Here is a 21,427-nt window from a genome sequence, read left to right as displayed (position 1 = left end):
ATCCCGGCCAGCGGCGAACCGGAAACCCGCAGCCCACCCGCCGTGGCGAACGCGGCCTGGTCACGCTGCGAGGTGGTCCAGGTGGTGGGGTGGCCCCGCGCCCCCGCCCCCGGGGGCGCCCCCCCCCCCCGCCGCGGTGTCGAGCAGCTCGGACAGCTCCCACGCCATCAGCGCCTCGCGAACCAGCCGCCTGGCCTGGCCGACCGATTCCGGTCGGTAGGGAAGTCGTGCTTCCTGCGCCGCCGGAAGCGACGTTGATCCGGCATCGGGAGGCGTGTGGGCCTCCAGCAACGCGCGCAACATGACGGCTCCAAGGGGGAGATATGGCGTGTGCATCGGTCAGAGCCACAGGGAGGAGTCCCCAATAAGGCTGAGATCTGGCCGTTTGCGACCACGAAGAGGCAGGACGGAACTACGATTTCGGCGCCACGTGGGGTCCGTTCGTATCCACGACGCTACGCCGCGTGACGCATCCTTTCGACGGACTGTCAGTACGGGTTGCCCGGACGACTGAGGCCAGGGAGAGTCCCAATGGCTGCTCATCTGCCGCAAGAGCGAAGGGCGGCACTGACTGGTAGTCGGCCTTTGCCAGAGCGTGTCCCCGAAGGTGCCATCACCGGCTATCTCTTCAAGGTCATTCGCGAGCAGATCCCGCGAACCCAAGACGAGCTGGCCGATGAGCTGGGCATCGACAAGAGCACTCTGCAAGGCTGGGAATCCGGGCGACGCCCGCTTTCGTCGACCCGAGCGGGAAATCTCGTGGCGATGCGACGCAAGCTGATCTTGCTGGGCGCTCCGAGTGGCCTGGTAGAGATGCTGAGTACCGCTATGGACGCAGACCTGCTTCTGGGCGAGATCCTGCGCGCCGAGCCGACTTGTGGTCGGCTGGACGACCATCCACTCGCTGGATGGGTGCTTACGCGCGAATCCACCCACATGATTGGGTGGGCCGTAAGTGGTGTGTTGCCCGCAGTGGTGGCAACCCACTCGATGATTCCCAATGCACGCCGTGGACCGGTCTCGTCGTCGCCGCTCCTGGAGCAGGGTGTCCGAACGCGGTTCTTCGAGAACCTTCGGGTGACGTCAGAGAAGGCAGAGCGGGCAGGAGAGGACTCGGCGCTGCTGCGCCGACAGGTCTGGTATCTCTCCTCCTACGACCGGGACTGGGGCGCGGCGGCCTGGTTTGAGGGGCTTCGTCGCAGAGGCGCCATGACAGCGACCGCGGACGGCTGGTCACCCGGCTGGGCGGAGGCGAGGTCGGTTGCTGCGGCCCTGGCTCGGCAAGGTGATCCTTCGCTCATGCGGGACTTCATCAACCGTTCCATCGTCGATCACGACGAAGCTGAGGCCGCCAACCTGAACTACTGGGCACATTGGCTCGGTATCGACGGCCGGCCGCAGACGGACGACGGTTTCATGGCCGAGCGAGATCGGCCAACGTGGGACGCCTCAGCACTGCTCCGTGCATTCGCTCTGCGCCTCGACCGGGCTGTGGAGTACACCGACCTGTACATTCACTCGATTTGGGCCTTGATCGTCTCCCGTCGAGGGCTGCTCGAATCGGACCCCTACACAGCGCGGGAGTTGGCCGGAAGAGTGAGTCGCTTGCTCGACGGCAACACTCTGTCTATCGAGTCCCGGCGGGAGTTGGAGTCCGTGCATTACGGTCTCCGGATAAGCGGATACAGCGCATGACGGAGAGGTCAGCTATGGCAGACGACGGGCAGGTCAAGGGCACGGCGGGTTACCTCTTCGAGGCGGGGATGCTCAAGCGGGCCAAGCGGTCGGGCTGGTGGATCGCCGGGGTGAAGGACCCGGAGACCATCGCGGAGCACTCGTTCCGAACCGGGGTCGTTGGCGCCGTCCTTGCGATGATGGAGGGAGTCGACCCCGCCAAGGTCGCCCTGCTCTGCCTCTTCCACGACACGCAGGAGACGCGGATCGGGGACATTCCGCACATCGGCCGGCGCTACCTGACCGCCGCCTCGAACGAGCGGGTCACGGCCGACCAGGTCAGTGCCGCACACCCGGCCGTCGTCTCGGGCGTCCAGGCGATCGTGGAGGAGTACGAGAATGCGGACAGCCCGGAGGTCGTCGTGGCGCACGACGCCGACAAGCTCGAATGCCTGCTCCAGGCCGTCGAGTACCGCGAGCAGGGCTACCAGAACGTGCAGCCCTGGATCGACAGCAGTCTCGGCAGCCTCAAGACCGACTCCGCTCGCGAACTCGCCGAGGCGGCACTCTCGATGACCTCACTGGAGTGGCAGAAGGTCTACCTCGGCCAGTGACCGCCAAGGACTATTCCGTTCAAGATCGCTTGCCTCGGCGGCCTCTTGGTCTGCCGACGGTAGGCCGGGGGAGCCGGTGGGGCGCCGCTCCGGAGCTTCGCTGCTTCTGCGGGATGAGGCCTTGGCTCCTCGCGCGAGCACTCACCGCAGTGAATCTATGACTGTCCGTCAAATCTGCTGCTCTCTCGGCGTAAACTGGAATGGCCACCGCCCAGTTGGGCGGTGGCCATTCCCGCGTACGCCTGCAACTTGGCGGTTCCGGCGTACGCGTTCTTCGAAAGCTCGGCCAGTATGCCAGCCAGGCTGCCTTCCGGCTCGCATATCGGCCACGAAAGGCTGAACGTGCACGCCATCACCACCGAAGCCCTCGCCCTCTCCCGCCCCACCGGCACCCCACCCGCGAACGAGTTCCGGGTCCGCGTGGGGCAGTGGATGCAGAGCGTCCCGACCGGCGGGCCCTGGAAGTCCCTCGGGTCGTCCTTCGTCCTCTTCCTCATGCACGCCGCGCAGAAGGCCGACGCGGACGGGACCAACCTCCACTGCCCACCCTCCAACCTCTGGTTCTCCCGCGCCTGCCGGGTCTCCAAGGACTCCGTCCCCGGTTTCTACCGCGCCGCCGAGGCCGCCGGGGTCCTGGCCCTCGTCCACGGCCCCTCCGGCACCCGCGTGCGCGGCTACGCCGTCACCATGCCCCTGGGCGGCGTCCCCGACTGGGACGCCGCCCTCGCCGTCCTGCGTGCCGACGCCCGGCGGGTCAAGCAGGAGCAACTCCGCTGCGACGCCGGTAAGTCCGCACGTACGGAGCCGGTGAAGTCCGCACGTGCGGTGCTGCCGAGGCCGCGCTGCGGTGAGCGGAAGTCCGCACCTGCGGATCCGGGCAAGTCCGCACGTGAAGGATCGAAGCTCCGCATGTGCGGACGGAACCAGGAAGTCCCTTACCAGGAAAGGCAGATGGTTGCTGTAGTGGTGACAGGTACCACTCCGCGCGCGGGCGAACGGCCCGCGCCGGTACCGCTGCCGCCGCTGCCCGACCCCACGGCCTGGGAGCGGATGATCGAGCACCTGCCGCCCGACCTCCAGGAGCCCGCCCGCGCCGTCCCGGAGGACGACCTGCTGCGCCGGGTCACCACCACGGCCCTCCGGGACGGCTGGGCGTCCCCGGGCTGGCTCGCCGCCCGCCTGGCGTCCCACCGGCCGGAGGATGCTCCCGCCGCCACCCCTGCGGACCGTCTCGCCGCTGCTCTGGTGGCCGTCCTGTGCGCCCTCTCGGACCGACACGCCCGCGCGGCCCGGGGCCTCCGTCCTGCTGCGCATGAGTGACGGTGCCGAGGTGGACCCGTCCGAGTCGGTTGAGGACATCGTGGGCCGCCGCGGGCCGATGCGGCCGGCCACGGCGCCGGCGCCTGGCCTTCTCCTCAGCCCGGGTTCGGGATCGAGCCCAGCGGCGGGCAGGGGATGGACGTGGTGTGGGCGTTGGAGTCCTCGATGAAAGCGCGTCTCGGGGCGGCCAGTTGAAGCTGGGATTCCTGGAGATGGGCGTGCCAGGAGTCGCGCCGGGCGCGGGAGTGGTCCCGCTCGGAGACGGCATGGCGGAGGAGGTTGTCGCTTCTGCGCGCGATGTCCGACTGCATGAGGGCCTGTTGGAGCGCGATCCTTGCGGCAGCGAGTTCGAAGCGGGTGATCAGGATGCCGTTGGTGTTCGGATCGCGGTCCGGCATGGGGGCCTGCGGGAGGACCGACATCCTGCTGTCCTGGCGGCGGAGGTTCTCGATGCCCGCTCGCTGGGCGTCCCGGGACAGGGTCTGCATCTCCCGGCGCAGCCAGAGGAACTCGGCGAGGTCGGCCGGGGTGACCCGTATCTGCCGGTAGAGGTCCTGGAATTGGGGAAGGTCGTGCAGCGGACGGATGGCGGCCGCGTGGAGCGCCACGCAGTCGTTGTAACCGAACGCCACGGCGACCGTCAGGCAGAGGACGGCGTACCGCGTCTGTCCGCGCGCGATGGCCTGGGCGGCGAGGCCGGCATGGCCCGCGGCGGCTAGCCACATGCCGTGGCTGCCGAGCGCCGTGGCGCGGGTGGTGAGCTCCTGGAAGTCCCTCGTGACGTCGAGGTCCTGCGGGACGGTCCACAACGGACTCGTGGCCGAGAGGAGGGCGCCCTGCCCCGGCACCAGCGAGCCGCCCGCATGGGTCATGTTCGTCACCAGCAGGTCGCGAAAGCGGGTGGCCAGTGAGCTGACGCTGTCGACCATGGATCTCCTCGAACGTCCCTGGTGGACGGTACAGTTGGGCGAGTCTAGGCCATCTCCCTCCGTATGGGGCCGGAACGGGACGGCTCAGAGCGGTGCGTTGTCGTCGGCCGTGAACGGGGCGCCGTGGCCGGGCACGATGACGTCCGCGGCGGCCAGGACCCGGAGGCGGGAGGCGCGCAGGACCTCGCGGTCCGGGGCCACCGGGTCGTCGGCCGGGCCGTTCCGGTGCCACCACAGGTCGCCGGCGAAGGCGACCACGCCGGTGTCCGTGCCCGCCAGCAGCGTGATGTCCTCGTTGCTGTGGCCCGGGGTGCGGATCAGCCGCAGCGACGGGGTGAGTTCGTAGCCCTCCGCGTCCCGGTTCGTCCAGTGGTGGCCCTGGTACTCCACCTTGTGGTCGTGGACCCGGGCGCGGCCGAAGAGGCCCACGTTCATGGTGTTGTCCGGGTGGTGGTGGCTGAGCACCACGTCGGTGATGTCGTCGGGGCCGAGGCCCAGTTCCGCGAGCGGTACGAGGATGTCGTCGTGGTCGGCGACCATGCCCGGGTCGAAGATCACGTGCCGTCCCGCGTCCGCGACGTAGGAGACCGTGGCGGCGACTCCCGGGCCGGTGGAGCCCACGTAGCCGGTGGTCAGGACCTTGTACACGGCGCTGCGGCCGAGCGGTGCGTCTGTCATGCCTCGATCCTGTCGAACGGGCCGAGTCCCGACGAGTGGCACGGATGCCACTGATCGCAGGAAATGTGCCATCATCCGCGGATGGCACCCTTCGCGACCGTCGCCGCGTACGTCCCGCCCGGCGCCGGCATGTTGTCCGTCGGCATCGTCGCCGAGGTGTTCGGGGCCCACGGGGCGGCGGCGCCCGGTTTCGACTTCGCGCTCTGCGCCGACCGCCCGGGGAGTGTCCCCACCGACCTCGGCGTGCCGCTGACGGTCGGGCACGGCCTGGACCGGCTGGCCGCCGCGGACCTCGTGATCGCCCTGCCCGGGGCCGGCTTCCGCACGCCACCCGGCCCCGCCGTGCTCGACGCCCTGGTGGCCGCGTACGAGCGCGGTGCCCTGGTGGCCGCCCACTGCGTCGGCACCTTCGCGCTCGCCGCCGCCGGGCTGCTCAACGGCCGCCGGGCCGCCACCCATTGGCGGTTCGCGGACCTGCTGGCACGCGACTACCCGGACGTCGCCGTCGAGCCCGACGCCCTGTACCTCGACGAAGGGCGGATCGTCACGGGAGCGGGGGCCGCCGCGGGGTTCGACCTGTGCCTGCACCTGATCCGGCGGGAGCACGGAGCCGCCATGGCCAACCACATCGCCCGCGACATGGTGCTGCCGTCGCACCGCGACGGCGGGCAGGCCCAGTACCTGGCCGCGCCCGCCCCCGAGGACGGTCAGGACGAGCGCCTCGCCGAGGTACTGGCCTGGGCCCGCGAGCACCTCCACGAGCCGCTGCCGGTGGCGGAGCTGGCCCAGCGGGCCATGATGAGCAAACGGTCCTTCGCCCGCCGCTTCACGGCCGCCACCGGCACCACCCCGCACGCCTGGCTGCGGGACCTGCGGCTCAGCGGCGCCGAGGAGCTCCTGGAGACGACGGACCTGCCGGTCGAGGAGATCGCCCGCCGGGTCGGCTACGGCAGCGCGTCCGTCCTGCGGGAACAGTTCGTCCGCCGCCGGGGCGTCCCGCCCCGTGACTACCGCCGCTCCTTCACCCGCATGACGACTCCGGCGGGATGAGCCGGTCCATCTCCACGAAACGGTCCGCGGTCGGTAGGTCGGTAGGTCGGTAGGTCGGTAGTCGGTAGGTCGGTACGCAAGCAGGTACGCAGGCAAGCAGGTACGCAAGCAGGTGCGCAGGCCGGCCCGGTGCGCCCGTGCGGAAGGAAAGCCGGTGGGCCGGGCAGCGGGCACGTGGTACACCAGAGAACACTATGAATATCTGCGTCTTCTGCTCCGCGTACTCGCTCGACGACCGCTACACCGGCCCCGCCGCCGAATTCGCCCGCCTCCTGGGGGAGGGCGGGCACACCCTGGTCTGGGGCGGCTCCAACGCCGGCCTGATGGGGCTGCTCGCGGACGGCGTGAAGGAGGCCGGCGGCCGGCTGGTCGGCGTCATGGTCGAGATGCTGAAGCACAAGGGGTACGTCGGTGCCGACGAGCTGGTCATGACGCGGGACCTCGCGGAGCGGAAGGCCGAGCTGGCGGCCCGGGCGGACGCGATCGTCGTCCTGGTCGGCGGTCTCGGCACCCTCGACGAGGTCACCGAGGTGCTGGAGCTCAAGAAGCACGGGATGTTCGACAAGCCGGTGGTCGTCCTCGACACCGAGGGCTTCTACGGCGGCATGCGCGCCCAGCTGGAGCGGATGGACGCCGAGGGCTTCCTGCCGCGCCCGCTCGGTGACCTGATCACCTTCGCCGACACCCCCGCGCAGGTCTTCGAGCAGCTCAAGGCCTGAGAGGATCCGGACCATGGCTGCACATCTGATCACCGGCGCGGGCTCCGGCATCGGCGCCGTCCTCGCCGAACGCCTCGCCGAGCGCGGGGACGACCTCTGGCTGCTGGCCCGCGACGCCCGCCGGGCCGCCGAGCTGCGCGAGCGCTTCCCCGGGGCGAACACCCTGGTCGGGGACCTCAAGGACCCGGCCAAGCTCTCCTGGGCCTTCGGCCACCAGGCGCTTCCCGTCGAGCTGGACTCCCTCCTGCACGTCGCGGGCGTGGTCGAGCTCGGCCAGGTCGGCGAACTGCCGGTCAAGGCCTGGCAGGAGACCCTGAACGTCAACCTGGTGGCGCCCGCCGAGCTGACCCGGCTGCTGCTGCCCTCGCTGCGGCTGGTCAAGGGCCACGTCGTCTTCGTGAACTCCGGCGCCGGCCTCAACGCCCACGCCGAGTGGTCGGCGTACGCGGCGAGCAAGCACGGGCTGAGGGCGCTCGCCGACTCGCTGCGCCAGGAGGAGCACGGCCACGGCGTCCGCGTCACCTCGGTCTACCCGGGCCGCACCGCCACGGCGATGCAGGTCAAGGTGCACCAGCAGGAGGGCAAGGCGTACGACGCCGACAGGTGGATCGACCCGGAGTCCGTGGCGAAGGCGGTCCTCGCCGCGCTCGACGCCTCGCGGGACGCGGAGATCACCGAGATCACCGTCCGCCCGGGCAGGTAGTCCCGGGCAGGTAGTCCCCGGGCAGCGCAAACGTTTACCAAAGCCTTGCGCCGGCGGGTATTTCGGTCGGTATCTCCGCTGTGGAATGATCCGCTCGCCGCTTTTCCGGACGCGTTTCGAGAAGGCGGCGAGCGGCGCACCCAGCGCCGCACGATCGTCCAGGGGGACTTCCATTTCCAGAACCCGCCTTGCGCTGGCGCTCAGCGCAACGCTGCTCGGGACGGCCGCTCTGCCGGCCATCGGTGCGAACTCCGCGGTTGCCGCGGCCACCACGCTCTACGTCAACAACAACGCCCAGGCCAACTGCACCGACGGCGGCACCGGCACCCAGGCCGCGCCGTTCTGCACCGTCGCCGCCGCGGCGGCCGTCGTCCAGCCGGGCCAGACCGTCCAGATCGCCCGAGGTGACTACCCGGAGAGCGATCTCACGATCACCCGCTCCGGCACGTCCGGGGCCCCGATCACCTTCCGCGGCCCCTCGCCGTTCGAGCCCGGCTACGGCGGCAGCGCCAGCATCGGCACGAGCAAGGCGCCGGGCGGCGGCCTCACCGTCCGCGGCGCCGCGCACGTCCGCTTCGAGCACTTCGGCGTGTACGCCGCCGCCTCGCGGCCGGTCGTGCTGGCGGACGGCGCGCAGGACGTCTCGTTCGACGACTTCGCGGCCTTCGGCGACACCGGCGCGCGCATCACCAATGGCTCCGGCCAGGTCCGCTACTCCCGAGGCACCTTCCTCGGTACGAAGGGCCCGACCATCAAGGTGGACGGGGGCTCCACCGGCACCGTTGTCACCACCAACCTCCTCGTCCCCGGCTCCGGCGACGACCGGGCCGCCGTGCTGGTCGACAACGCGCCCAACAGCGTCGTCGTGGCCAACAGCATCGAGGGGGTCTGCGCGCCCGGCATCGTGCTGACCGGAACCTCGACCGGTGCCGTCGTCGAGAACAACGTGATCAACCCCACGGGCGACCAGGCAGTCCCGTGCGGCGGCCCGGACGCGCCCCAGGACTTCGGTCTCAGCGTGGCCCAGAGCGCCACCGCGGGCACCAAGGCCGACTACAACACCTTCGACGCGCAGAGCAACACCCCGGCGTACAACTGGGCCGGCACCACCTACACCGACCAGGCGTCCTTCACGGCCGCCAGCGGCGGGCAGGGCGCCCACGACTTCCTCGCGCCGATCAGCCGTTTCCGGGGCCCGGACTACACCGACCACGCCGGTGACGCGGCCGACGAGACCGCGCCCGGGATGCTGCCGACCGACCGGTTCTACAAGACCGCGGTGGAGGACCCGACGCTGCCCGACACCGGTACGGGTAGCGGCATCCGTGACCGCGGCGCGGAGGAGCGCACCGACGTCGGCAGCGCGTTCACCCCGTCCGGCCCGACCCGGCTGCTGGACACCCGTCTGGCGATCGGAGTCCCGAGCACGCAGGCCGTGTCGGCCTGGGGCACGGTCGACCTGCCGGTCACCGGTGTCGCGGGTGTGCCGGCGAGCGGTGTGACGGCCGTGACGATGACCGTCACGGTGACCGAGCCGCAGGTGGACGGTCACCTGACGGTCTACCCGCACGGCGGCGCGGCGCCGGACTCCTCCAGCGTCAACTGGGCGTCCGGGCACACCATCGCCAACCAGGTGACGGTGCCGGTGAAGGACGGCAAGGTGTCCTTCTTCAACGCCTCCGGCGGCACCGTGCACCTCGTCGCCGACCTGGCGGGCTACTACAGCCCGCAGGGTTCGCTGTTCCACGCGCAGGGCCCGACCCGGCTGCTGGACACCCGTCTGGCGATCGGAGTCCCGAGCACGCAGGCCGTGTCGGCGTGGGGCACGGTCGACCTGCCGGTCACCGGTGTCGCGGGTGTGCCGGCGAGCGGTGTGACGGCCGTGACGATGAACGTGACGGTGACCGATCCCACGGGGGGCGGCCACCTGACGGTCTACCCGCACGGCGGAGCGGCGCCGGACTCCTCCAACATCAACTGGACGGCCGGGCAGACGATCCCGAACCTGGTGACGGTGCCGGTGAAGGACGGCAAGGTGTCCTTCTACAACGCCTCCGGCGGCACGGTGAACCTGATCGCCGACCTGGCGGGCTACTACGCCACCACCGGCAAGACCGCCTTCTACCCCGGTGGTCCGACGCGGATCATGGACACCCGACGGGACTTCGCGGACCACAGCAACCGTCGTCCGGCGGGCCCCGTCCCGGCCTGGGGCACGCTGGACCTGAACACCAGCGCGACGAACGGCCTCCCGCTGACCCTGAACGTCACGGTCACCGACCCGGGCGCCGAGGGCCACCTCACCGTCTTCCCGTACGGGGACGCGGTGCCGGACGTCTCGAACCTCAACTTCAAGCCCGGTGACACCATCGCCAACCAGGTCGTGGTCCAGCAGTCGGGCGGCCGGATCTCGCTGTACAACGCGAGCGGCGCGCCGCTGCACCTCGTGGTCGACGTGTTCGGCACCGAGCGCTACTGAGCGCTCCCGCCACACCACCGCACCACCGCACCAACGCATCACCGCACCAACGCATCACCGCACCACCGCCCGGGGGCGGCCCTGCTGCGGAGCTCCGCGCTCTGCGGCAGGGCCGCCCTCGGGCGCGGGCCGGGGCCGTCGGTAAAGCCTTGGTAGAGCTCTGCCCCCTGTGCGATGATCCGCTCCGCCCTCCGTTCGATCACTTTCGGACGTCTGAGGGTTGGAATGCGCCATAGCGCTTCGTCATGCCCAGGGGGGCTTCGATTTCCAGAACCCGCATAGCGCTGGCCGTCGGTGCGACGCTGCTCGGCACGGTCGGTCTGCCGGCCGTCGGGGCCAACAGCGCGGTCGCCGCGGCCACCACGCTCTACGTCAACAACGCTGCCGGTGCCAACTGCACCGATGCCGGTACGGGCGCCCAGGCGGCACCGTTCTGCACGATCGGCGCGGCGGCGGCAGTCGCCCAGCCGGGGCAGACGGTCGAGATCGCCGACGGTACCTACACCGAGGACCTGACCTTCACCCGATCGGGTACCGCCGAGGCGCCGATCACCTTCCGCGGCAAGCGGCCGGACCCGCTCTACCTGTCGAGCGGCGTCAGGCTCGGCACTTGGGACAAGCCGGTCAACGGCTTCACCGTCAAGGGCGCCCAGCACCTGCGCTTCGCGAACCTGTCGATCACCCCGGCCTTCCAGAAGCCCTCCGTGGTGGTGGACGGCGCCGGTGACGTGGCGTTCGACGGCGTCGACGTCGGCGGCGGCACCAGCATCCGGATCACCAACGGCTCCGACAAGGTGCTGTTCGGGCGCGGCCGCGTCTACACGGCGGGCCCGGCCCTCCTCGTGGACGGCGGCTCCACCGGAACGGTGCTGACCACCAACGAGGTGCAGCCGAGTGCGCCGACCGACGGGACGGGCATCCTGGTCAAGGACGCCCCGAACACCGTCGTGGTGAGCAACTCGATGAACACGCGCTGCTACGCGGGCATCGTGCTGGACGGCGCGTCGACCGGCGCGGTGGTCGAGAACAACGTGGTGGACACCGCGCTGGACCTCGACAAGTCCTGTGCCGACAAGGCCGCCAAGGCCACCGGGATCACCGTCGGGGCGAACGCCACCGCCGGTACCAAGGTCGACTACAACGTCGTCGACTCGCGCAGCGGCGGTGCGGCCTACAGCTGGGCCGGTACCACCTTCACCGCCCAGGGCCAGTTCACCGCGAACACCGGCCAGGGCGCGCACGACCTCGTCACCCCGTCGTGGTCCCAGAAGGGCCCGAACGCGCCGGTCGACCCCACGGTCGACTCGGCCGACGAGAACGCCCCGGGCATGCTGGCGTCCGACCGCATCGGCGCGGCCCCGGCGGACGACGTGACCGTGCCGAACAGCGGGACCGGCAGCGGCATCCGCGACCGCGGCGCCTACGAGAACCTCGACGTGGGCAGCGCGTTCACCCCGGCCGGCCCGACCCGGCTGCTGGACACCCGTGAGCCGATCGGGGTGCCGTCGGCGCAGGCCGTCCCGGCGTGGGGCACCGTCGACCTGCCGGTCGCGGGTGTCGCCGGGGTCCCGGCGACGGGTGTGACCGCGGTGACGATGAACGTGACGGTGACCGAGCCGCAGGCGGACGGCCACCTGACGGTCTACCCGCACGGTGACCAGGCGCCCACCTCGTCGAACCTCAACTGGACCGCCGGGCGCACGATCCCGAACCTGGTGACGGTGCCGGTGAAGGACGGCAAGGTGTCCTTCTACAACGCCTCCGGCGGCACCGTGCACCTGATCGCCGACCTCGCCGGCTACTACGGCACCAAGGGCTACCTCTTCCACCCGCAGGCCCCGACCCGGCTGCTGGACACCCGGGAGCCGATCGGCGTCCCGGCGGCGCAGGCCGTGCCCGCGTGGGGCACCGTCGACCTGCCGGTCGCGGGCGTAGCCGGGGTCCCGGCGGCGGGCGTGACCGCGGTGACGATGAACGTGACGGCGACCGAGCCCACGGCGGACGGTCACCTGACCGTCTACCCGCACGGGGACAAGGCGCCGAACGCCTCCAACCTCAACTGGACCGCCGGGCGCACGATCCCGAACCTGGTGACGCTCCCGGTGAAGGACGGCAAGGTGTCGTTCTACAACGCCTCCGGCGGCACCGTGCACCTGATCGCCGACCTCGCCGGCTACTACACCGCCGAGGGCAAGGTGAGCTACCGTCCGGAGGGGCCGTGGCGGCTCATCGACACGCGTGAGTACATCCGCTGGGAGGACGGCGAGCGTCCGGCCGGCACCGTGCCGGCGTGGGGCACGCTGGACGTCCCGGTCGGTGACATCCCGAACGTCACCGCGGTGACCCTGAACGTCACGGTCACCGAGCCGGGCGCCGAGGGCCACCTCACCGTGTACCCGCACGGCGATGCGGCGCCGAACGCCTCGAACCTCAACTTCCTGCCCGGGGAGACCATCCCCAACCAGGTCGTGGTCCCGGTCAAGGACGGCATGATCTCGTTGTACAACGCCAGCGGTGCGCCGCTGCACATCGTCGTCGACCTGTTCGGCTACCAGGCGTACTGACCCCCCCCGAGCACCACCCCCGCGGCCCCGGACCGAGCCCCGCGCTCGGTGCCGGGGCCGCTTCGGATTACCCCGTGGTGCGGTTCCCACCCCCTGTGGCATGATCCCGATCGACCCTCCGCCGGGAGACCCAGGCCCTCCGCCGGGAAACCCCAGGCCGACGAGGGCTCGCACGCGGCACCGGTCCGCATTTCCGCCCAGGGGGGCATCCCATTTCCAGACTTCGCACAGCCCTGGCCGTCGGGGCCACGCTGCTCGGCACGGTCGGCCTGCCGGCCGTCGGTACGGGCGGCGCGGTGGCCGACGCCACCACGCTCTACGTCAACAACAAGGCCGGGCTGAACTGCACCGACAGCGGCGCCGGCACCCAGGCCGCGCCGTTCTGTCACGTCGGTGCCGCCGCCGCGGCCGCCCGTCCGGGCCAGACGGTCGAGATCGCCGACGGCGTCTACGACGAGGGGGACCTCACCGTCGCGGGCTCCGGTACGGCCGAGGCGCCGATCACCTTCCGCGGCCCGGCCCGGTACTCCGGAGGCATGGCCCACATCGGCGAGTCGGGCCACCCGATCAACAGCTTCGTCGTCAAGGGCGAGCACCTCAGGTTCCAGAACCTGGTCGTCTTCACGCCCGACGGGAAGCCGCTGACGGTGGACGGCGCGCGAGACGTGTCGTTCACCGCTGTGAGCCTGATGACCGGGGGCGCCCATGTCACCAACGCCTCCAGTCAGGTGGTCTTCTCCCGCAGCGAGACCAGCGTCAACGTGGAGGGGGCGGCGGCCTTCACGGTGGACGGCGGCTCCACCGGGACCGTGCTGACCACGAACACCATCAGCGATACCCGCGGCACGGCCGTCCTGGTCGACGGCGCCCCGAACACGGTGATCGTCAGCAACAGCATGCTGCCGCTCTGCGGACCGGGTGTGGTCCTGACCGGGGCCTCCGGCGGTGCCACGGTGGAGAACAACGTGGTCGACACGGGGACCCTGTTCGGTGGGGCCTGCGCCGGCGTGGACCCGGCGCAGCACACCGGCATCACCGTCGCGGCCGCCGCGACCGCCGGGACCAAGGTGGACTACAACATCGTCGACTCGCGCAGCGACGGCCTCGCCTACAACTGGGCCGGCACCGCCTACACCGACCAGCCGGCGTTCACCGCCGCCAGCGGGCAGGGCGTTCACGACTACGTGGAGCCGGACTCGTCCGCCTCACCGGGAACGGACGCACCCGTCGGCCACAGGATCGACTCGGCCGACGAGAACGCGCCCGGGATGCCGGCGACCGACTTCGACGGCCGCGCGCCCGTGGACGACCCGCGGGTGCCCAACACCGGTACCGGCAGCGGCTTCCGCGACCGCGGTTCAGGTGAGAAGACCAACGTCGGCAGCGCGTTCACGCCCGCCGGTCCGACCCGCCTGCTGGACACCCGTGAGCCGATCGGGGTGCCGTCGGCGCAGGCCGTCCCGGCCTGGAGCAGCGTGGAGCTGCCGGTCGCGGGTGTGGCGGGGGTGCCGGCCACCGGCCTGACGGCGGTGATGATGAACGTGACGGTGACCGAGCCCACGAAGGGCGGCCACCTGACGGTGTATCCGCACGGTGACGCGGTACCGAACGCGTCGAACCTGAACTGGGAGGCCGGCCGGACGATCGCCAACCTGGTGACGGTGCCGGTGAAGGACGGCAAGGTGTCCTTCTTCAACGCCTCCGACGGCCCGGTGCATCTGATCGCCGACCTGGCCGGCTACTACAGCTCGAAGGGCGACCTCTTCCACCCGCAGGGTCCGTCCCGTCTGCTGGACACCAGGGAGCCGATCGGGGTGCCGTCGGCGCAGGCCGTCCCGGCGTGGGGCACCGTCGACCTGCCGGTCGCGGGCGTAGCCGGGATCCCGGCGACGGGTGTGACCGCGGTGACGATGAACGTGACCGTGACCGAGCCGACGGTGGACGGCCACCTCACCGTTTACCCGCACGGTGGTGCCGCGCCCAACGCGTCGAACGTGAACTGGACGGCGGGCCGGACGATTCCGAACCTGGTGACGGTGCCGGTGAAGGACGGCAAGGTGTCGTTCTACAACGCCTCCGGCGGCACCGTGCACCTGCTCGCGGACCTGGCCGGCTACTACACGGCCGAGGGCAGGCTCAGCTACCGCCCGTACGGTCCGACGCGGATGATGGACACCCGGACGAACTTCAGCACCGACCGGTACCACTCGCGTCCCGCAGGTGCCGTTGCGGCCTGGGGCACCTTGTCGGTCTACATGGGCTCCAGCGGTTCCACCGCTGCGAGGACCCTGAACGTCACGGTCACCGAGCCGGGCGCCGAGGGCCACCTCACCGTCTACCCGGGCGGTGAGGTGATGCCCAAGGTCTCGAACCTCAACTTCGTGGCCGGCGAGACCATCGCCAACCAGGTCGTGGTGCCGGTGAAGGGGGACTGGGTGTCGTTCTACAACGCGAGCGGCGCGCCGATCCACGTGGTGGTCGACTCCTTCGGCTCCGAGCAGTACTGACCGCAGCCCGCACGGACATCCCGCGGCCCCGGTGCCGAGCCCCGCGCTCGGCACCGGGGCCGCGCCCGTGTGCGGGCCGCACCCGCCCGGCGCACTAGGCTCGGACGGGTGAGCAACGGACACCCCTTCCCCGACCTGACCGGCGCCGCCACCGGCGTCGGCTCGCTGCCCGGCACCGACGCGCGGGAGGCCGCCAGGACGGCCACCGGGGCGCTGGAGCACCTGCCGTTCCTCCCGGAGCTGCCGGCGCGCGGACCGGGCGCCGACATGATCGGGCGCGGGGCCGGCCTGCTGGTCGAGCTGTTCGCCCAGACCGAGCCGAGCGGCTGGCGCTTCACCGACCACCCTGGCCGGGACACCCGGCGCGCCCACTCCTGGCTCCGCGAGGACCTGGACGCCCTGGAGGAGTACACCCAGGGCTACCGGGGCGCGCTCAAGGTGCAGGCGGTCGGGCCGTGGACGCTGGCCGCCACGATCGAGCTGAAGCACGGCGAGAAGGCGCTCGCCGACCCCGGGGCCTGCCGTGACATCGCCGGCTCGCTCACCGAGGGCCTGCGCCGCCACCTCGCCGACGTCCGCAGGCGGATCCCCGGCGCGGAGGTGGTGCTCCAGCTCGACGAGCCCTCGCTGCCCGCCGTGCTGGCCGGCGCGGTGAAGACGGCCAGCGGCTTCCAGCGGCTGCGCGCGGTGGACCGGCAGGTCGCCGAGGAGACCCTGCGCGAGCTGGTCCGCACCCTGGACGCGCCGGTGATCGTGCACTCCTGCGCGCCGAACGTGCCGATTCCCCTGCTGCGCCGGGCCGGGGTGGCCGGGATCTCGCTGGACTTCTCGCTCCTGACGGACCGGATGGACGACGACCTCGGCGAGGCGGTCGAGGGCGGCACCGCGATCCTCGCGGGTGTCGTCCCCGCCACTGACCAGGCGGTGTCGGACCCGGCCGGTAGTGTCCAGGGTGTCAGGACGTTGTGGCGCAGGCTCGGGTTCGCCCCGGAGCTGCTCGGCCGCCGCGTGCTGGTGACACCCGCCTGCGGGCTGGCCGGGGCCTCCCCGGCGTACGCGCGCCAGGCGTTGTCGCTCAGCGCGCGGGCGGCGCAGAGCCTGGTGGACAACCCGGAGTAACAGGTAACGGAGGGCTTGCGGTGGTGGCTGTCGAGGGCTGGGAGGACGTCCCGGCAGAGGTGCGCAGACGGCACGCCGAGCTGGCGGTGGAGATCACGGACCACCGTGCCCGCTACTACGAGCAGGACGCGCCGGTCGTCAGCGACGCCGAGTTCGACGCGCTGATGCGCGAGCTGGAGGGGCTGGAGGCCGAGCACCCGGCGCTCGTCACCCCGGAGTCGCCGACCCAGCGGGTGGGCGGCGCCCCGACGGAGCTGTTCGCCGCGGTCGAGCACCGCGAGCGGCTGCTCAGCCTGGACAACGCCATGGACGACGACGAGCTCGCCGCCTGGGCCGAGCGCGTCGCCGGCGAACTGCACGGCATCGACTACCACTACCTGTGCGAGCTCAAGGTGGACGGCCTGGCCGTCAACCTGACGTACGAGAACGGCCAGCTGGTGCAGGCCGCGACGCGCGGCGACGGCCGGGTCGGCGAGGACATCACCGCCAACGTCCGCACCATCAGGGAGATCCCGCACCAGCTCAAGGGCGACAACATCCCCGAGCTGGTCGAGATCCGCGGCGAGGTCTACTTCCCGACCGAGGCCTTCGAGGCGCTCAACGCCTCCTTCGCGGAGGAGAACGAGCGCCGCCGGCAGGAGAACGAGGAGCGCGCCAAGGAGGGCAGGCGGCCCCGGGCGATGATCCGGCTGTTCATGAACCCGCGCAACGCCGCCGCCGGTTCGCTGCGCCAGAAGGACCCGCACGTCACCGCCTCCCGGCCGCTGCACATGGTGGTGCACGGCATCGGCGCCCGGGTCGGCTTCGACATCGACAACCAGTCGCACGCCTACCAGCTGCTGCACGACTGGGGCCTGCCCACCGCGCGGCACAACCGGGTGGTCGCCACCCTCGACGAGGTCCGCGCCTTCATCGGGCAGTACGGCGAGCAGCGGCACTCGGTCGAGCACGAGATCGACGGCGTGGTGGTCAAGGTCGACGAGATCGCCCTCCAGGGCCGGCTCGGCGCCACCTCCAAGTCCCCGCGCTGGGCGATCGCTTGGAAGTACCCGCCGGAGGAGGTCACCGGCAAGCTCGCCGCGATCAAGGTCGGCATCGGCCGCACCGGCCGGGCCACCCCGTACGCGGTGCTGGCGGAGCCGGTCAAGGTGGCCGGCTCGATGGTCCAGTACGCGACGCTGCACAACCAGCAGGTCGTCAAGGCCAAGGACGTCCTGCTCGGCGACACCGTGGTGCTGCGCAAGGCCGGCGACGTCATTCCGGAGATCCTCGGCCCGGTCTACGACCTGCGGGACGGCACCGAGCAGGAGTTCGTGATGCCCGCGCACTGCCACGAGTGCGGCGCGGAGCTGCGGCCGATGTCCGAGGGGGACATCGACCTCAGGTGTCCGAACGCGCAGTTCTGCCCGGCGCAGATCCGGGAGCGGATCGCCTTCCTCGGCGGCCGCTCGGCGCTGGACGTCGAGGGCCTCGGCTACGTCGCCGCCACCGCGCTGACCCAGCCGCTGGAGCCGGCCGAGGCTCCGGTGAGGGACGAGGGCGACATCTTCGGCCTCACCGAGGAGCAGCTGCTGCCGATCAAGGTGCTGGTCCGCGACCAGAAGACGGGCATGCCGAAGCTCGACGACAAGACCGGCAAGGAGAAGGAGGTCTTCTTCTTCGCCACCACCACCGGCGCGGCGAAGAAGTCGCTCGGGACGCTTCTCGACAACCTCGGCAAGGCGAAGGACCGCCCGCTGGCCAGGTTCATCAACGGGCTGTCGATCCGCCACGTCGGCCCGGTGGCCGCCCAGGAGCTGGCCCGGGAGTTCCGCGACCTGGACAGGATCTTCGAGGCGAGCGAGGAGGAGCTGGCGGCGGTCGAGGGCGTCGGCCCGATCATCGCCCGCTCGATCAAGGAGTGGCACCAGGAGGACTGGCACCGGGAGATCCTGGAGAAGTGGCGTCGGGCCGGCGTCCGGTTCACCGAGGAGGCCGGGGACGACGAGCAGGGCGAGCGCCCGCTGGAGGGCCTGACCGTCGTCGTCACCGGCACCCTGGCCGGGCACACCCGGGACGGCGCCAAGGAGGCGCTGACCTCGCGCGGAGCGAAGGTGACCGGTTCGGTGTCGAAGAAGACCCACTTCGTGGTGGCCGGCGACAACCCCGGGTCCAAGTACGACAAGGCCGTTCAGCTCGGACTGCCGGTGCTGGACGACGCGGGCTTCGCCGTCCTCCTCGACCAGGGGCCGGGGGCGGCGCGGCTCCACCTGGGCCTGCCGGAGGAGCCGGAGCCCGTGGAGGCGGCGCCCGCGCGGAAGCGGGCCGCGAAGAAGGCCGACGGGCAGGAGGCCGCCGGGGAGCCCGTGGAGGAGGCCCCGGCCGAAGGCTGACCCGCGCGCGGAAGCGCCGAATCCGTCTTGTTATCGTCCTGATGCAACGTCACCGGGTGCCGCACAGTGAAAGCGGGCATTGTGTCACTGCGCGGCACCCGAACTCGGTGGCGTGTTCCCGGTTGTCCGAAAGTCTGCCCGCCGGGTGGACCCCGGAATACCCTGGAGCGCAACAGAGTGTCAGCAGGGGTGGGGGCACCGGCTGAGCCGGTCTCCGCGGGGTCGCTCCATGCCCGGCAGCTGCCGGCACCAGCACGGTGCCTCACCGTAAGGCGGCCTGACGGGGCGGGCCCGACGGAGGACAGGGCTTATGGATCGTACGACCGGCGGTGCGCCCACACGCCCGCCGCAGGGGGTGGCGGGTGCGGTCCTGCTGCTCGGCGTGCTGCTGGCCGGCGCCGCGCCGCTCATCCCGCTGGCCGTCCTGGTCTACCGGTACGAGCCCGAGCTGCTGCCGCTCTTCGCGGTGCCGCTGGCCGTGCTGGTCGCGGCGTGGCGGATCGCCCGTGACCGGGCCCGGGACCAGCTCACCGACCCGCTGACGGACCTGCCCAACCGCCAGGCGCTGCTGCTGGCGGCCCAGGAGGCGATCGCCGAGCACGAGCAGGGGTACAGCGTCGGGCTGATACTGCTGGACCTCGACCGGTTCCGGTCACTCAACGACACGCTCGGGCACACCGCCGGCGACCGGTTACTCGTGCACATCGCCCGCCGGCTGCACCGGGCGCTGCGGTCCGGCGGCCCGGCGGGCAGCGCCACCCGGGAGTCGATCGACGACGTCTTCGCCGGGCTGCCCCGGCACTACCGGGGCGGGCGTCCGCTGGTGGCCCGGATGGGCGGCGACGAGTTCGCCGTCCTGCTGCCCGGCGTCGGCTGCCCGGACACCCTGGAGCGGGTCGCCAAGGCGCTGATCGCCGAGCTGGCCGCGCCGATCCGCCTGGACGGGCTGCTGCTCGTCCTGGAGGCCAGCGCCGGCGTCTGCGTCTACCCGCAGCACGCCCAGGACGCCGAGTCGCTGCTGCGCCGCGCCGACGTGGCGATGGGCCACGCCCAGCACGGCCGCACCTCCGTCGAGCAGTACAACGAGACCCAGGACGCCGACACGCCCTACCGGATCGGGCTCCTGGGCGACCTGCGGCGGGCGCTGGAGACCGGAGAGGTGCAGCTGCACTACCAGCCGAAGGTGGCCTTCGACGGCCGGGTGGTCGGCCTGGAGGCCCTGCTGCGCTGGGAGCGGCCGGGCCAGGGCAAGGTCTCGCCGGACGAGTTCGTCGGCCTCGCCGAGTCCAGCGGCCTGATGCCCCGGCTCACCGACTACGTGCTGGAGGCGGCCGTCGGCCAGCTCGCCTACTGGCGCGAACAGGGCCTCCAGGTGCAGGTCGCCGTGAACGTCTCGCCGCGCGACGTGCTCAACCCGGGCTTCGCCCAGCGGGTCGCCGGGCACCTCGTCCGCCACCAGGTGCCGGCCCACGCGCTCCAGCTGGAGATCACCGAGCGGCTGCTGCTGGACGACTCCCGGCGCGCCGCGGACACCCTGGCCGAGCTGCGCGGCTACGGCGTGGGGATGTCCCTGGACGACTTCGGCACCGGCCACTCCTCGCTGGTGCGGCTGCGCAGCCTGCCGGTCGGCGAGCTGAAGATCGACCGTTCCTTCGTCTCCCGGATGGTCGCCGACGACCACGACGCGGCGGTGGTCCGCTGCTCGGTGGAGCTGGCGCACTCGCTCGGCCTGACCGTGGTCGCCGAGGGCGTCGAGGACGACGAGACCTGGGAGCGGCTGCACCGCATGGGCGTGGACGCCGTCCAGGGCTGGCTGGTCTCGGCGGCGCTGCCGGCCGAGCAGGCCACCGCCTGGCTGCGGGTGCACCGCACCGGCGCGCCGAAGGTGGAACGGTTCAGCGCGGCCGCCCAGCTGCCGCCGGCCGTCCAGCCGGGGCTGCCGCCGGTGCTCCAGCCCGGTGCCCAGCCGGCCATCGCGCCCGCGATCCCGCCGGTGCTCCCGGCCGGTGTCCAGGCCGGCCTCCAGGCCGCCGCCCAGCCCGTGCTCCAGGCCGGAATCCAGGCCGGAGTCCAGCCGGTGATCAGCCCGGTCGGCCAGTCCGTCCTGCCGCCGGTGATCCAGGCCGCGCAGGCCGCGCAGATGGAGATCCGGGCCCCCGGCGCGCCGAACTAGCCCCCGAACCGGCCGCAGTGGCGCCCCCGGCACGCCGGGCCGGCCGGCGCCCGTGGCCGCAGTGACCGGGCCCCGGCGTTACTCGTTGGCCGGTGGCAGGGCCGCGCCCCATAGGATGGGGCCACAGACCAAGAGGACGGGAGCGCCGAGCCGGCTGCTCCCGCCCGGGCCCGGCACCGCCTCACCGCACCGCCGGGCCTCACCAGAACTCACCCTGAGGATCGCTGCATGCCTGGCATCACGCGCGAGGAGGTCGCCCACCTCGCTCGGCTGTCGCGTCTTGAGTTGCAGGCCGAAGAGCTGGACCACTTCGCCGAGCAGCTCGACGTGATCATCGGCGCGGTCGCCCGCGTTTCCGAGGTCGCCGGACAGGACGTCCCGCCGACCTCCCACCCGCTCCCGCTGACCAACGTCATGCGCGCGGACGAGGTGCGGCCGTCGCTCACCCCGGAGCAGGCCCTGGCCGGTGCCCCGGCCGCCGAGGAGCAGCGTTTCCGCGTTCCCCAGATCCTCGGGGAGGACTGAC

The 21,427-nt window shown here is 71.7% G+C and carries 14 protein-coding genes and 1 pseudogene; 13 read left to right on the top strand and 2 right to left on the bottom strand.

Going from position 1 to position 21,427, the window contains the following annotated elements:
- Positions 1–531: 531 nt before the first annotated feature.
- The 3 genes from ACFC1F_RS23865 (at position 532) to ACFC1F_RS23855 (ending at position 3,608) form a co-directional block, all read left to right on the top strand.
- Entirely contained in the window at positions 532–1,695 is a 1,164-nt protein-coding gene (locus ACFC1F_RS23865) for a helix-turn-helix domain-containing protein (protein WP_376161096.1), read from the top strand.
- Between the two features lie 14 nt (positions 1,696–1,709).
- On the top strand, positions 1,710–2,288 hold the full coding sequence (locus ACFC1F_RS23860; RefSeq protein WP_376161094.1) for an HD family hydrolase: 579 nt from the start codon (positions 1,710–1,712) through the stop codon (positions 2,286–2,288).
- Between the two features lie 342 nt (positions 2,289–2,630).
- On the top strand, positions 2,631–3,608 hold the full coding sequence (locus ACFC1F_RS23855; protein ID WP_376161093.1) for a hypothetical protein: 978 nt from the start codon (positions 2,631–2,633) through the stop codon (positions 3,606–3,608).
- A gap of 95 nt (positions 3,609–3,703) precedes the next feature.
- Here the strand turns inward: ACFC1F_RS23855 and ACFC1F_RS23850 are convergent, their stop codons facing one another.
- Entirely contained in the window at positions 3,704–4,537 is an 834-nt protein-coding gene (locus ACFC1F_RS23850; RefSeq protein ID WP_376161091.1) for a hypothetical protein, read from the bottom strand.
- Positions 4,538–4,621: 84 nt separating this feature from the next.
- Complete coding sequence (locus tag ACFC1F_RS23845) at positions 4,622–5,215, bottom strand: MBL fold metallo-hydrolase (RefSeq protein ID WP_376161089.1); 594 nt, start codon at positions 5,213–5,215, stop codon at positions 4,622–4,624.
- 81 nt (positions 5,216–5,296) lie between these two features.
- Here ACFC1F_RS23845 and ACFC1F_RS23840 point away from each other — a divergent pair, with 81 nt between their 5' ends.
- The 10 genes and pseudogenes from ACFC1F_RS23840 (at position 5,297) to gatC (ending at position 21,426) form a co-directional block, all read left to right on the top strand.
- Entirely contained in the window at positions 5,297–6,265 is a 969-nt protein-coding gene (locus ACFC1F_RS23840; protein WP_376161087.1) for a GlxA family transcriptional regulator, read from the top strand.
- A 194-nt stretch (positions 6,266–6,459) separates the two neighbouring features.
- A complete protein-coding gene (locus ACFC1F_RS23835; protein ID WP_376161085.1) occupies positions 6,460–6,984 on the top strand; it encodes a TIGR00730 family Rossman fold protein in 525 nt (174 codons plus the stop codon).
- A gap of 13 nt (positions 6,985–6,997) precedes the next feature.
- The gene (locus ACFC1F_RS23830; RefSeq protein ID WP_376161083.1) at positions 6,998–7,687 is read left to right on the top strand and encodes an SDR family oxidoreductase; all 690 of its coding nucleotides are present in this window, start codon (positions 6,998–7,000) and stop codon (positions 7,685–7,687) included.
- Positions 7,688–7,772: 85 nt separating this feature from the next.
- Positions 7,773–10,166: a hypothetical protein gene (locus ACFC1F_RS23825; protein ID WP_376161082.1), complete on the top strand. Its 2,394-nt coding sequence runs from the start codon at positions 7,773–7,775 to the stop codon at positions 10,164–10,166.
- A 245-nt stretch (positions 10,167–10,411) separates the two neighbouring features.
- Positions 10,412–12,730 carry a right-handed parallel beta-helix repeat-containing protein gene (locus ACFC1F_RS23820; protein ID WP_376161080.1) on the top strand — a complete coding sequence of 773 codons (2,319 nt, stop codon included), beginning with the start codon at positions 10,412–10,414 and terminating at the stop codon, positions 12,728–12,730.
- A gap of 296 nt (positions 12,731–13,026) precedes the next feature.
- On the top strand, positions 13,027–15,237 hold the full coding sequence (locus tag ACFC1F_RS23815) for a right-handed parallel beta-helix repeat-containing protein (protein ID WP_376161078.1): 2,211 nt from the start codon (positions 13,027–13,029) through the stop codon (positions 15,235–15,237).
- 108 nt (positions 15,238–15,345) lie between these two features.
- Entirely contained in the window at positions 15,346–16,356 is a 1,011-nt protein-coding gene (locus ACFC1F_RS23810; protein ID WP_376161076.1) for a methionine synthase, read from the top strand.
- Between the two features lie 23 nt (positions 16,357–16,379).
- Positions 16,380–18,728 carry an NAD-dependent DNA ligase LigA gene (gene ligA, locus ACFC1F_RS23805; protein WP_376161100.1) on the top strand — a complete coding sequence of 783 codons (2,349 nt, stop codon included), beginning with the start codon at positions 16,380–16,382 and terminating at the stop codon, positions 18,726–18,728.
- Between the two features lie 373 nt (positions 18,729–19,101).
- A pseudogene (locus ACFC1F_RS23800) lies at positions 19,102–20,670 on the top strand (putative bifunctional diguanylate cyclase/phosphodiesterase); the annotation flags it as partial.
- A gap of 459 nt (positions 20,671–21,129) precedes the next feature.
- The gene (gene gatC, locus ACFC1F_RS23795) at positions 21,130–21,426 is read left to right on the top strand and encodes an Asp-tRNA(Asn)/Glu-tRNA(Gln) amidotransferase subunit GatC (RefSeq protein WP_035845952.1); all 297 of its coding nucleotides are present in this window, start codon (positions 21,130–21,132) and stop codon (positions 21,424–21,426) included.
- Position 21,427: the final 1 nt, after the last annotated feature.

The sequence above is a fragment of the Kitasatospora sp. NPDC056181 genome, assembly GCF_042266225.1.
Lineage (GTDB): Bacteria > Actinomycetota > Actinomycetes > Streptomycetales > Streptomycetaceae > Kitasatospora.
The sequence above is the reverse complement of the archived record's forward strand: the minus strand, read 5'-3'. Positions and strand labels throughout refer to the sequence as shown.